Genomic DNA, 12,585 nt, shown 5'->3' with positions numbered 1-12,585 from the left:
TTCTATTCCTGTGGCGCAAGCACAACGCGGCCGAGCCGATCTATCCGAGGCAGAAGTCGAGCAGTTGCGAGACGCCGCGATGGACCCAGCCGGGCGTGTGCTGGTGTTCCAGAAGCTGATAGATGCCCGCATGGAACGTATTCAGCGCGTCCTCACCGACGTTCGCGCGCAGGGTCGGGCGAAGGACATTCACCAGAACATGGACGAAGTCAGCGGCATCGTGAATGAGTTGGAGGACAACCTGGATGAGTACGCGTCGGCTCACCGTGATCTGCGCAAGTCGCTGCCAAAGCTGCTCTCCGCCACCGAGCGTTGGCAGAGTATCCTCCGCCAGCCGCCGGAAAACGAGCAGTACAAGCTGGCGCGAACCCTGGCCCTGGAGGCCGTGGCGGACGTGAAGGAAGACGCGGCTAAGTTGCTGCCGGAACAGACCCAGTACTTCAAGGAGCACCCGCCGTCCAAGGCTCCCGAGCCCGATCAGTACGAGGTGGAGAAAGAAACGCCACACCGCCGCGATCACTAGCACAAGTCCGCGTCGGTATCCTGAAACCGTGGTTGCTCCGCCTGAACTGCACACGGTGTTTGCCGCGGCCTATCGCGATCTGCGGCCGCGTGCGCCCATGCCGCCCTTCGACATCCGGTTCCGACGCTTTGTATCGCTCAACACGACGATCCGGCTGCGGGAAGGTCAGCTCATCGTGCGTCTGAGCGACCTGCTCCAGGCCGCGCCGGCCAGCGTGCATGAGGCCATTGCGCACATCCTGCTGGCCAAGCTGTACCGCAAACCGATCGAGCGATCGCACGCGCACCGCTACCGCGTTTACACCCAGAGCGAGGCCGTTCTGCGGCAGACGGAGCAGGCGCGCCAGACCCGCGGGCGCAAGCAGATCACCACTGCCGTGGGCCGGTACTACGACCTGAACGAGATCTTCGAATCCGTGAACCGGCAGTTCTTCTTCGGCCTGCTTGGCCGGCCGATTCTCACCTGGAGTCATCACGCGGCCCGCCGCCTGCTGGGCCACTATGACGCGGCGCACAACACGATCATGATCAGCCGGGTGTTCGATGGCCCTCGGGTGCCACGTTACGCGATCGAGTACCTGATGTACCACGAGATGCTGCACCTGAAGCACCCGGTGCGGGTCAAGGCTGGGCGGCGTTGCGTCCACTCGCGTGAGTTTCAAGCGGAAGAACGGCTGTTCCCGCAGCTACAGGAAGCGAAGGCGTTTTTGAAGCTGCTCTAGCTGTGCTCAGACTGCGGCGGGAGAGGTCTCCACCGCTGGAGGCACCGGCACAATGCCGCGCTTTCGGGCGTAGGCGATCATGGCCAAGCCCGCTGCGATCGTGAGCAGAGCCGCGACCTGCGCGTTGGTCATGCCGAAGTAGAGGCGGTCGTTGCGACGGATGAACTCGACCAGGAAACGGCCGATCCCGCTGAGCACAAGGTATTCGCCCGTGATCTGGCCGATTGGCAGTTGCTTGCGCCCGCGGATCCACAGGTACACCGCTAAAGCCAGACCAAACAGAAGCTCGTAGAGCGGTGTCGGCTCCACCAGTAGTCCAGGCGGATTTGGCCGTGGCGGATCGAGAGCGTCGTCGTGGATGTGAACGCCCCACGGATGCGTTGTGTTGATGCCGTAGTCGCCGTCACCAGAGGTGAGGCAGCCAATTCGCCCGATGCCGTAGCCGAGTGCCGCGGCAGGTGCGGCGAGGTCCAGCATCCGCAACGGTCCGATGCGCAGCGAGCGCCCCTGCCACAGCAGCGAACCAAGGCCAAACAGCAGGCCGCCGTACCATGCAAAGCCGGCGCGAAACCACTGCAGAAAGTTCCCTAGGATCTCTACCGGGTGGGACCAGCCGGGCAAGATGATGGAGTGCAAGTCGCGTCCGAACTCAAGCGGCTGCTGCAGTTCGTGCCACAGTTTGGCGCCAAAAATACCGGCGATCATGGAGGTGGCCACAACCACCACCGCATCGGCCTTGATCAGGTTGCGGCTCATGTTGCGTTGCAGGACCACCACACCCGCTACACCGGCCAGCCACATGAAGAGTCCAAAGGTGCCGAGCGAAAACGAGCCGATGTGGATATAGGGAAACATGCGCCTTGTGAAGTATACGTTCGCTGTTTCGGAGGTTGTTGGCGCACGCGCTCGCGTTTAGGCTTAGGGGATGTCTACCAGCGATTCCGCAGCCGAGCCGGTCGAACCCCGCACTCCCACGTTCATCCCGGCGTCGCAGTGCGAAGTTCTCTTCTCCGAGCAGGAGATTCACGCGCGCGTGCAAGCCCTGGGCGCGGAGATCAGCCGCGACTACGCCGGCGAAAGCATTGTGCTGGTTGGGGTGCTCAAGGGCGCGGCAATCTTCCTGGCGGACTTGGCTCGGGCCATCGCGGTCGATAACACCTTCGATTTCGTGGCGGTCTCCAGCTATGGCAAAGGGAAAACTTCGACCGGTGCGGTCAAGTTGATCAAGGATTTGGACGTGCCCATCGAGGGCAAGCACGTCATTGTGGTCGAAGACATTCTGGATACCGGCCTGACGCTGAGCTACCTGCGCAAGATGATGCTGCAGCACAAGCCCGCCAGCCTGAAGATCGCGACCTGCCTCGACAAGCCGGAACGGCGTTTGGTGCCGATTGAAGCGGACTATGTCTGCTTCTCGATCCCAAACCGGTTCGTCATCGGCTACGGTATGGACTTCGCCGAGAAGTATCGCAACGTTGTGGATATCCGGCTGTTCCCCGAAGAAATGGCTTAGGATCGGCTTCCGTTAGCCGCAGAGCACGGTCGGAAGCGCCTGTGCAACCGCGCTATTTTGGCGGAACTGTGCCTGAGTGGCCGAAGTCACCGTGCGTGTTTGTGGCATCACACCTCCCAGACGAGGTGAGTACAGTTTCGCCTCCTCTTCGCTTACGATAGAGGTTGGATGCCCTCGCTTACGGTGCGGCAAAAGCTCGAGATTTTGGCCGACGCGGCGAAGTACGACGCATCGTGCGCCAGTTCCGGCGCCACCCGCGCGAGCAACGGCAAGGGTGTGGGGCACTCGGACGGAACGGGCATCTGTCACAGCTACACGCCGGATGGACGCTGCGTCAGCCTCTTGAAGATTCTGCTGACGAACTTCTGCACGTACGATTGCGTATTTTGCGTGAATCGCGTTTCGAGCGACATACGCCGCGCGCGTTTCTCCGTGGAAGAAGTCGTCACGCTGACTCTCGATTTTTACAAGCGGAATTACATCGAGGGCCTGTTCCTCTCGTCCGGCATCATCCAGTCTCCGGACTACACCATGGAGCAATTGGTGCAGGTGGCGAAGACGCTGCGCCTGGTGCACCATTTCGGCGGATACATCCACATCAAGGCGATTCCCGGATGTGCGCAGCGCCTGATCGACGATGCCGGCCTGTACGCCGACCGCCTGAGCGCCAACATCGAACTGCCGACGCAGGACGACCTGGTACAGCTTGCACCGGAGAAAAAGGCGACGGTGATCGAAGGCACCATGGGCCAGATCGCCGATCGCAAGGCGGAGGTTGACGAGGACCGCCGCAAGCTGCCCAGCGCTCCCAAATTTGCGCCCGCGGGCCAGAGTACTCAGATGGTCATCGGCGCCACGCCGGCCACCGATCGCGACATCATCCAGCGCGCGAGCACCCTGTACGGCGGATACAAGTTGCGCCGGGTCTACTACACGGGATTCTCGCCGTACCCTGAGGCGGACACGCGACTGCCCCTGCAGGCCACGCCGCGCATGCGGGAACACAGGCTGTACCAGGCAGATTGGCTGATGCGCTTTTATGGCTTTGCCGCCGACGAGATCGCTCCGGAAAGCGACCCGGAGTTGAATCTGGCGATCGATCCGAAGCTGGCTTGGGCGCGCCGCCATCCCGAGTTTTTTCCGGTCGACGTCAACGCAGGGACGCGCGAAGCTCTGCTGCGAGTGCCGGGTCTGGGCTACCACAATGTGGACCGCATCCTGCGCATTCGCCGCTATCACAAGCTTTCCATGGAGGACCTGCGCAAGCTGCACGTGCGCATGAAAGACGTGCTCGAGTTCGTCGTCACCACGGACCACTTGCCTGTGGCTACGCTTCCCTTCACCACGGAGCAGACAGATCGCGAGACATCCGACGCGGAGTTTGCGGCCCTACCGCCTGCCCAGCCCCTTGCTGGCTTGGTTGCGGCGCAGCAGATGGACCTGTTTGCCGCCGCCGCTCAGTCCGCGGCTACGGGTGTGCTGTGAGTCTGCTTCACGCGCTGGCGGAGCGCGTGACACGCGTGACGGTGCCGCCCAGTTTCGATGCGTGGCGCGAGCTCGCGCGTAAGGCTCTTCTGCGTGGGCTGGAGCCGGACAGCATCGACCTCGCAGACGCCACGGTCGCCGCCCAGGCCGACGACCTGTTCGGAGCGGTGCAGACCGACGCGAGTGCACTGGACGGCCCCTACGCCGAGATGTCGCAGGAGCGGCCGCATGTTCCTCGAGCCTTTCTCGATCGCGCCAAACTTGCCAGCTACCACCGTGACCCGCAGCGCTGGAACCTGCTGTATCGGCTGTTGTGGCGGCTCCAGTCGAATCGTGACCTGATGCGCATTGAGGTGGACCACGACGTAAGTGCGATGCTGCGCCTGGTGCAGCAAGTGAAGCGCGACGAGCACAAGATGCACGCTTTCGTTCGCTTCCGCCGCATCGAGGGCGAGCGCGGCGAGGAGTTCATCGCCTGGTACGAGCCGGCGCATCGCATCTTAGAACTGGCTGCACCCTTCTTCGCGGAACGATTCGCCGTGATGCGCTGGTCCATCTTGACGCCGGACGGTTCGGCCTACTGGGATCCCGAGTTGCATCAGTTGCAGTTCGGTCCGCCACTCGACCGCACACACGCGCCTGCCGGGGACGAACTCGAAACGTTGTGGAAGAGCTACTACGGCAGCATCTTCAACCCGGCCCGTCTGAATCCCGAGGGGATGCGCAGCCACATGCCGGTGAAGTACTGGAACAACCTGCCGGAGGTGGAACTGCTTCCCTCTCTCTTGCAGGCGGCGGAGGGCAGAGTGGAAAGCATGATCTCAAAACAGGGCGGCAAGCCGAGCGCGGCTCCGTTCGTTCCGCACGAGCACACGCTCCCTGTGATCCAGGCGGCCTTGCCTACCTGCCGCGGCTGCGACCTGTACGAGCACGCCATCCAGGTGGTGCCGGGCCGCGGACCAGTGACCGCCGACCTTGTGCTCGTGGGCGAACAGCCGGGCGACCAGGAGGACAAGCGCGGCGAGCCCTTCGTCGGCCCTGCTGGCGGCGTCCTGCGGAAAGCTCTCGCAGAAGCTGGTGTGGATCCTGACGCTGTCTACATGACCAATGCGGTAAAGCACTTCAAGTTCGTGCAGCGCGGCAAGCTGCGGCTGCACCAGAACCCGCGGATGAGCGAGATCACTGCCTGCAAGCCATGGCTCATGGCCGAACTGGACGCACTGAAGCCCAAGCTGGTGGTGGCGCTTGGCGCCAGCGCGGCCAAGTCGCTACTGGGCGGCACCTTCGCGCTCATGCGGGACCGCGGCAAGCTGATGCAGGCGAACTTCGCCGAGCAGGTGATGGCGACGATTCATCCTTCGGCCGTGCTGCGCGGACGTGATGACGCTGCCCGCGAGCAGTTGTATCGTCACCTGCGCGACGACCTGATGCTGGCTCGACAGTACCTGGGTGCCGCCTGATCGAGTGCTCCGTTGAACGGGACAACTCAACGCCCACGACGAGCGAGCCTGATTTGCGAACCCGGCCAAGTACGATGGAACTACTGTGATCCGAACCATTGAAGACCTTCGTGGTCCCGCGGGACGGCTGGAGGCCGTGCTGAACGAGGGCCTGGACACAAGTGCGTACGCTGCGTTGGTCTGTCACCCGCATCCGCCCTCAGGCGGCACCATGCATACCCGCGCGGTGTACCAGACGATGAAGGTGTTCGAGTCGCTCGGCATTCCGACGCTGCGCTTCAACTTTCGCGGGGTCGGCGTCAGCGAGGGTACCTACGACGACGGCCGGGGCGAGGTGGACGACGTGCGGGCGGCGCTGGAGTGGATCGACCGGACGCTGCAACTTCCGATCCTGCTTGCCGGTTTCTCCTTCGGCGCCAACGTAAGCTGGCGCGCAGGCTGTGGCGACTCCCGCGTTCGCGGCCTCATCGGTCTCGGCATGCCGCTGGAAGCCGGCGGGCGGAATTACAGCTACGAATTCGTGAGTAAGTGCACGCAGCCGAAGCTGCTGGTCACAGGCGCGGAGGACGCCTTTGCGCCGCGCGAGCGCATGGAAGAGGTGATGCGGCAGGCTCCGCCGCCGATCGAAATGCATTGGATCGCGGGAGCGGAGCACTTCTTCATGGGCGTTCCCGGATCTCCAGCGCCCAAGCTGCCGCAGATGCAGGAAGCGGTACGCACCTGGGTGCGCTCCACCTTCCTGGGCAGTTAGCGCGCGACGAGCTCCGGCTGCTCTGCCTTTGCCTCGCGATTCGCCTTGTGCAGCAACGGCCGGATGATCTCCATGGCGGTGTCCACGTGCTGCCGCTCCAGCAGGAAGCTGGGCAGAAACCGCATCACGTTGCCCTGCACGAAGTTGAGCATCAGGCCCTGCTCCAGCGCGCTTTCCGCAATCGGACGACCCGGGATGCTGAGTTCCAGGCCTTGGATTAGCCCGATACCCCGCGCTTCCATTGCAATGTCCAGCTCGCGCGCCAGCCCATCCAAGTGAGTCCGCAGGTAGGCACCGGTATCGGTGACGCGGGCCAGCAAACCTTCGTCTTCCACGACGGACAGGAACTCCAGACCAAGCCGGCAAGCCATCGGCGAGCCGCCCAGTGTGGAGCCGTGCTTGCCCAGGCCGAGCGCGTGGAATAGCGGGCCGGTGACAAGCAGGGCGGAAAGCGGGATGCCACCACCCAGCGGCTTGCCCAGGATCAGAACATCCGGCTTCACACCGATTCGTGGAAAGGCGAACCAGTCACCCGTGCGGCCCAGCCCGCATTGAATTTCGTCCAGCACCAGCAAGGCGTGGTGCTTATCCGCGAGGCGTCGCGCCTCGGCCAGGAACTCCGGCGAAACCTCGTACACGCCGCCTTCGCCCAGCACCGTCTCAATCAGGATGCAGCAGGTTTCGTCGGAGACCGCAGCCTGCAGCGATGCCAGATCGTCCCGCACCACAAAATCAACGCCGGGCAGGTCTGGCCCGAAGTTATCGCGGTACTTTGTTTGGCCGGTGACTGCCAGAGATCCGAGCGTGCGGCCATGATACGAGCCCAGCAGGGAGACGATCCGGTGCTTGTGCGGTCCGAATGCCTCCGCAGCGTATGCCCGCGCGACCTTGATTGCACCTTCCACCGCTTCCGATCCGCCGGTGGAGTAGAACACGCCCTCCATGCCCGACAACGCGCACAGACGTTCCGCCAGCTCGCCGGCGTAGGGAGTGCAGTACTGTGGCGACAGGTGCACCAGCATCCTCGCCTGGTCCGCCGTAGCCCGAACCATGCGAGGATGCGCGTGCCCCAGGGCGTTCACACCCAGGCCAGCCATCATGTCCAAATAGCGGTTGCCGGATGTATCGAACAGGTACACGCCTTCCCCGCGCTCCATGACGATCGGAAAGCGGGCGTACACGGGCAACAGCCACTCGCGATCGCGCTCCAGCATGCGCTCAGCATCGCTGTTCTGGTGAAAAAGATTCATTTCTACCAGTGGACAGGAGTTGCAAGCACTGGTCAAGCAGCTATTCGGCCCCGAACGGGCCAACCCGAACCAAGTCAGCTACGGTTTGTTGTAGACGCATTCCCGTTTCTGGAAGGCGAGATGCCGCCTCTGGGCCGCACCGAAGGGAGTGCAGTAGGCTGGAAGGACAAAGCACGAAGTTTCCGGGTGTGACGAAGCCGGCCGGTTTGGCCACTCACGTGCATCTTCGTAGTCACAGGGCACCCAGCAGAGTCACAGACGCAGAGACTCACCATGATCGGAGTCGTACGGAGCGGATGGACAGAGCCGCACAAAACCGGATCCTCGCCATTGTGCTCGCCGTCGCGACGTTGGTGATCTGTGTTCTGGGTGCGCTGAATTATGTCCGCGAGTCCGGGTACGACGTGCCTACCGACGGCGTTTGGTGGATGGAGGTCGACGGTGGCCTGCGTGCCGACCGCGTTCCGGCCGACTCGCCTGCCCAGCGTGAAGGCGTTCGCACCGGTGACCTGCTGGTCGCGGCAAACTCCCGGCCCACCCCGACCGTTGCCCCGCTCATGCGGGAGATGGCGCGCTCCGGTGTGTACGGCAGCATCAGCTATACCCTGCAGCGCGGTGGTCAGCAGTTCGGCCTCAAGGTCATCCTGGAGCCGACGGACCGCACTCGCAACCAGGGCCTGCGCCTCATCGCGCTTGTATACCTCGCGATAGGACTGTACGTTCTGTTCCGGCGGTGGACGGCTCCGAAGGCGACCCACTTCTATGTGTTCTGCCTAGTCTCGGGCGTGTTCTACGCGTTCAAGTCCGTCGGGCAGTTTGACGGCCTGGACTGGACGTTCTTCTGGGGCAATGCGGTAGCGGCCGCTCTGCAACCAGCCCTCTTTTTGCATTTCGCGATTACGTTCGGGCAGGCCCGCATCTCGGCATTGCGCCGGCTCGGCGCAGTGCTGCTCTACATCCCGGGCATAGCTCTGATCGCATTGAAGGTGTGGGCCATGCAGGAGCTGGTTGCGACCCAGCGACTGCAGCATCGGCTGGATCAGATCGATGTCGGCTACCAGGCGCTGTACTACGTAATCGCTGCGATCGTGTTCTGGCAGCGGTACCGCGCGACCAACGCCGCGTTGGAACGGCAGCAGTTGAAGTGGCTCAGCCGCGGAACGCTGCTGTCCGTGGTTCCGTTCACGACCGTTTACGCCATCCCCTTTTTACTTTCGTGGCCGATTTTCCCGGCTGCGGCAAAGCTTGCGACGTTTGCACTCATCTTCCTGCCACTGACGTTTGCCTGGGCGATCGTCCGCTACCGGTTGATGGACACAGACCTGATCTTCAAGCGGGGCGTGACCTACACTTTGGCGACCGCGGCCCTGGTCGGCGTCTATTTCGCGATCGTGGGCATCTCCGCCGAGGTGGTGCATGCACGTCTGCCAAACCTGCGCATCTGGGGTCTGCTTGCCGCCATTATCGCGACCGCGCTAATTTTTGAGCCGATCAAGGCCGCCATCCAGGCACGCGTCGACCGCGTATTTGATCAGAAGCGCTTCGATTATCGCGAGACGCTGATTGAGTTCAGCCGGGGACTTTCGTCGCAGACCGACCCGGAGACGCTGGCCCGCACGATCGTGGATCGCCTGTCGCAGGCTCTGCTGGTGGAGCGAGTCGCCCTCTTCATTGCACCCGCAGCGTCGCAGCAAGCAGGTGCAGGCGCTCCTGTCGACACGTTCCGGCTCGCCGCGTCGCACGGCTTCTCCCCCGATGCGCTGGCTGCTCTACCGCATCAAACCAGCGCCGCCTCATTTCTGCAGTTCGGTTCGCTCAACACACAGGGCCATCTCTTCTTTGAGAACGCGGCACAGTTGCCGCACCTTTCCGAGGACGATCAGCGCCTGTCGCGCCAGCTCGATCTGAACTACTACTTGCCGTGTCGCATTGGCGAGGCGGACCGTCCCGCCCGGACCATCGCCGTGATCGGGCTGGGTCGCACGCGCGAGGGTGATTTTCTTTCCTCCGAAGACATGGAACTCCTTGAGTCGCTGGCTGGCTACATCGGTATCGCGATCCAGAATGCGCAGCTCTTCGCTTCACTGGAAGTGCAGCGCGCCGAGTTCGAACGGCTCAAGGAATTCAACGAGAACATCGTCGAGTCGATCAAGGTCGGCATCTTTGCCCTGGACCTGGATGACCGCGTAGAGAGCTGGAACGCCGAAATGGAAGTGATGTATGCCATGTCGCGCGCGGAGGCGCTCGGCCGGCATATCTCGGAGATCTTCCCCGCGGAGTTTGTGGCCGAGTTCGAACACCTGCATCGCCAGACGGGAACGCATCACCTGTCCAAGGTGAAGCTGCCCTTGCGCACCGGTGAAGTCCGCACCGCCAATCTTGCCATCGCTCCCCTGCTGACCCGCGACTTCGTGTCCGTCGGTTCGATCGTCCTGGTCGAAGACATCACAGAGCGGACCCAACTGGAGTCGCAGCTGACGCAGGCTGAAAAGCTATCGTCGATCGGTCTGCTCGCCGCCGGCGTAGCGCACGAGGTGAACACGCCACTCGCAGTCATCAGCAGCTACGCGCAAATGCTGCAGAAGCAGGCCCGCGGCGACGATCCCACCGCACAGCGCCTGCGTCCGGTGCTGGAAAAGATTACGCAGCAGACCTTCCGGGCGTCAGAGATCGTGAACGGCTTGTTGAATTTCTCGCGGGCGACCGGAAGTGAGATGATTGCGCTCGACCTGAACGCCGTCGCACGCGAGACGCTCACACTACTGGATCACCAGCTTCGCACGGCGCGGCTGCAGGTGCACACAGCGCTCGCTGAGCCTCTGCCGCGCATTCGTGGCAGCCACGGCAAGCTGCAGCAGGTGGTGCTCAACCTCGTGCTGAATGCGAAGGACGCCATGATCGAGAACGGCGGCACCGACCTGTTTGTCTCAACCGAGACAGCGGGTGACGACATTGTTCTCACCGTGCGCGATACGGGCGGCGGCATTGCGCCGGAACATCTCCATCGCATCTACGATCCGTTCTTCACCACCAAGAACACGCCGAAACCAGGCCAGCACAAGGGCACGGGTCTTGGCTTGGCGGTGTCTTACGGCATTGTGCAGGAGCACGGCGGCCGCATTCAGGTGGAGAGCGAGGTCGGCCAGGGTACAGCCTTCCGCCTGGTGCTGCCGATTTTGCGGCCCGCAGGGTCACGCGACGACTCTGGTGACGTCCAAAGAACAAGCATGCAGACCTTCGAAACTGATGACGTAAGCGCCGGTGCGGTTCATGCCTGAAGCGGCGCTGGAGACGCCAGCAATCGCACAAGACCTCGTCAACGGCCACGTTCTGATCATCGACGACGAGCCCGGCATCCGCGACTCGCTGGAAACCCTGCTCACGCTGGAAGGCTTCAGCGTGGAGATGGCATCGGAAGGCCGCAGCGGTCTGGATCTGCTCGCCTCGCGACAGTTCGATTTGCTGCTGCTGGACTTGGCGCTGCCAGGTGACAGCGGCATCGACCTCTTGCCGCGCATCAAGCGTCTGCGGCCTGAGCTGCCGGTCATCATGATCACCGCCTACGGAACCGTCGGCAACGTGGTGGATGCATTGCGGGCTGGCGCCGAGAACTTCGTTCAGAAGCCTTGGGACAACGAGAAGCTGCTGGCAGACATCCGGTCCGCCATCGCCCGGCACCGGTCCGAAGAAGAGGTGGTTCAGCTCAAGCGGACCCTCAAGCAGCGCTACTCGTTCGAGAACATCATCGGCAAGAGCGACGCGATGACGCGGCTGCTGGACATCGTCGCGCAGGTGGCGCCTTCGCGCTCCACGGTCTTGATTCAAGGCGAGAGCGGCACCGGCAAGGAGCTGATCGCCAAAGCCATCCACTTGAACTCGCCGCGGCGCGACAAGCAGTTCGTCGCGATCAACACGGGTGCTGTGCCGGTGGACCTGCTCGAATCGACGCTCTTCGGCCACGTGAAGGGTGCATTCACCTCTGCGATCGCAGCGAAGAAAGGGCTCTTCGAAGTCGCGAATGGCGGCACGCTTTTTCTGGACGAGATCGGCACCATGCCGATGGAGACCCAGGCGAAGATCCTGCGCGCTCTGCAGGAGCGGCGCTTCATGCAGGTCGGCGGCACGCAGGAGATCGCGGTTGACGTTCGGATCGTGGCTGCCACCAATGTTGACTTACAGCAGGCGGTGAAGGACGGTCGCTTCCGCGAAGATTTGTACTACCGTCTGTCGGTCATCAACCTGGACCTGCCGCCGCTGCGTGCTCGCAAGGAAGACATTCCACTGCTGGCCGCGCACTTTCTCAAGCGTTTCGCCGAAGAGAACGAGATGCCCGTGCGCACACTGTCGAACGACGCGATGCGCGCCATGATGGATTACGAGTGGCCTGGCAACGTTCGTGAGTTGGAGAATGCGATGGAGCGCGGCATGGTGCTTTCCACCACGCCGGTCATCGGGCTGGATGTGTTGCCGCAGCAGCTTTCCGGCAATCCTTACAGCGCGGCGTTGCTGGAGCAGCGGTCGGATACTTCCCTGTTCGACATCATGGAAGAGATCGAGCGGCGCATTGTTGCGGACCGGTTGGAGCGCTGTAACTGGAATCAGACCGAGACCGCGGAGTTCTTCAAAATCCCGTTGTCGACGCTGAACCAGAAGATCAAGCGGTTGAATGTGGAAGTGAAGAAGCGCGGCCAGCACTAGACCGCTGTGCGGAGTGCTTCTGCCTCCCCCCGGGTGGGTTGAGCTAAGTTCTTGTTGTGGCGAGACTTACCGCGATGCGAGGCGCTAAGTTCTTCCATGGTAAGAACTTACGCGCAAGTTTCTACGCTGCAATCAGATACGCAAGGCGTGCGAGTTGTGCCGCCACGTCCGCTTGCGGGAAACA

At 62.6% G+C, this 12,585-nt stretch carries 10 protein-coding genes; 8 read left to right on the top strand and 2 right to left on the bottom strand.

Annotation, left to right across the window (positions count from 1 at the left end; all coding sequences use genetic code 11):
* Positions 1 to 10: 10 nt before the first annotated feature.
* Both OHL12_RS04440 and OHL12_RS04435 read left to right on the top strand, forming a co-directional pair.
* Entirely contained in the window at positions 11 to 523 is a 513-nt protein-coding gene (locus tag OHL12_RS04440; RefSeq protein WP_263412624.1) for a hypothetical protein, read from the top strand.
* A 97-nt stretch (positions 524 to 620) separates the two neighbouring features.
* Positions 621 to 1,244: a M48 family metalloprotease gene (locus tag OHL12_RS04435; RefSeq protein WP_263415071.1), complete on the top strand. Its 624-nt coding sequence runs from the start codon at positions 621 to 623 to the stop codon at positions 1,242 to 1,244.
* A gap of 6 nt (positions 1,245 to 1,250) precedes the next feature.
* On the opposite strand, the gene OHL12_RS04430 is transcribed toward OHL12_RS04435, so the two are convergent.
* Positions 1,251 to 2,099, bottom strand: a complete 849-nt coding sequence (locus OHL12_RS04430; RefSeq protein WP_263412623.1) for a prolipoprotein diacylglyceryl transferase — start codon at positions 2,097 to 2,099, stop codon at positions 1,251 to 1,253.
* Positions 2,100 to 2,169: 70 nt separating this feature from the next.
* Here OHL12_RS04430 and hpt point away from each other — a divergent pair, with 70 nt between their 5' ends.
* From hpt to OHL12_RS04410, 4 genes are all read left to right on the top strand, one after another.
* A complete protein-coding gene (gene hpt, locus OHL12_RS04425) occupies positions 2,170 to 2,757 on the top strand; it encodes a hypoxanthine phosphoribosyltransferase (RefSeq protein WP_263412622.1) in 588 nt (195 codons plus the stop codon).
* Between the two features lie 168 nt (positions 2,758 to 2,925).
* Entirely contained in the window at positions 2,926 to 4,242 is a 1,317-nt protein-coding gene (locus OHL12_RS04420) for a putative DNA modification/repair radical SAM protein (protein ID WP_263412621.1), read from the top strand.
* Positions 4,239 to 5,702 carry a UdgX family uracil-DNA binding protein gene (locus tag OHL12_RS04415; RefSeq protein ID WP_263412620.1) on the top strand — a complete coding sequence of 488 codons (1,464 nt, stop codon included), beginning with the start codon at positions 4,239 to 4,241 and terminating at the stop codon, positions 5,700 to 5,702. The genes OHL12_RS04420 and OHL12_RS04415 overlap by 4 nt, the downstream gene beginning before the upstream one ends.
* 85 nt (positions 5,703 to 5,787) lie before the next feature.
* A complete protein-coding gene (locus OHL12_RS04410; RefSeq protein WP_263412619.1) occupies positions 5,788 to 6,453 on the top strand; it encodes an alpha/beta hydrolase in 666 nt (221 codons plus the stop codon).
* Here OHL12_RS04410 and OHL12_RS04405 read toward each other — a convergent pair.
* Positions 6,450 to 7,703, bottom strand: coding sequence for an aspartate aminotransferase family protein (locus OHL12_RS04405; RefSeq protein ID WP_263412618.1), 1,254 nt, complete (start codon positions 7,701 to 7,703; stop codon positions 6,450 to 6,452). The two genes, OHL12_RS04410 and OHL12_RS04405, sit on opposite strands and share 4 nt — an antisense overlap.
* Before the next feature lie 296 nt (positions 7,704 to 7,999).
* On the opposite strand from OHL12_RS04405, the gene OHL12_RS04400 reads away from it, so the two are divergent.
* The gene (locus OHL12_RS04400) at positions 8,000 to 10,981 is read left to right on the top strand and encodes an ATP-binding protein (RefSeq protein ID WP_263412617.1); all 2,982 of its coding nucleotides are present in this window, start codon (positions 8,000 to 8,002) and stop codon (positions 10,979 to 10,981) included.
* Positions 10,974 to 12,401, top strand: coding sequence for a sigma-54-dependent transcriptional regulator (locus OHL12_RS04395; protein WP_263412616.1), 1,428 nt, complete (start codon positions 10,974 to 10,976; stop codon positions 12,399 to 12,401). Before OHL12_RS04400 ends, OHL12_RS04395 begins: the two co-directional genes overlap by 8 nt.
* Positions 12,402 to 12,585 lie beyond the last annotated feature (184 nt).

Origin of the sequence: Terriglobus aquaticus (assembly GCF_025685415.1) — a bacterium.
GTDB classification, from domain to species: Bacteria; Acidobacteriota; Terriglobia; order Terriglobales; family Acidobacteriaceae; genus Terriglobus; species Terriglobus aquaticus.
This window is presented reverse-complemented; position numbering and strand designations above follow the sequence as displayed.

Coding starts and splice junctions, on each gene's coding strand:
- hpt (WP_263412622.1), top strand. CDS start 2,170: ATGTCTACCAGCGATTCCGCAGCCGAGCCGGTCGAACCCCGCACTCCC.
- OHL12_RS04435 (WP_263415071.1), top strand. CDS start 621: ATGCCGCCCTTCGACATCCGGTTCCGACGCTTTGTATCGCTCAACACG.
- OHL12_RS04405 (WP_263412618.1), bottom strand. CDS start 7,703: ATGAATCTTTTTCACCAGAACAGCGATGCTGAGCGCATGCTGGAGCGC.
- OHL12_RS04395 (WP_263412616.1), top strand. CDS start 10,974: ATGCCTGAAGCGGCGCTGGAGACGCCAGCAATCGCACAAGACCTCGTC.
- OHL12_RS04400 (WP_263412617.1), top strand. CDS start 8,000: ATGGACAGAGCCGCACAAAACCGGATCCTCGCCATTGTGCTCGCCGTC.
- OHL12_RS04430 (WP_263412623.1), bottom strand. CDS start 2,099: ATGTTTCCCTATATCCACATCGGCTCGTTTTCGCTCGGCACCTTTGGA.
- OHL12_RS04420 (WP_263412621.1), top strand. CDS start 2,926: ATGCCCTCGCTTACGGTGCGGCAAAAGCTCGAGATTTTGGCCGACGCG.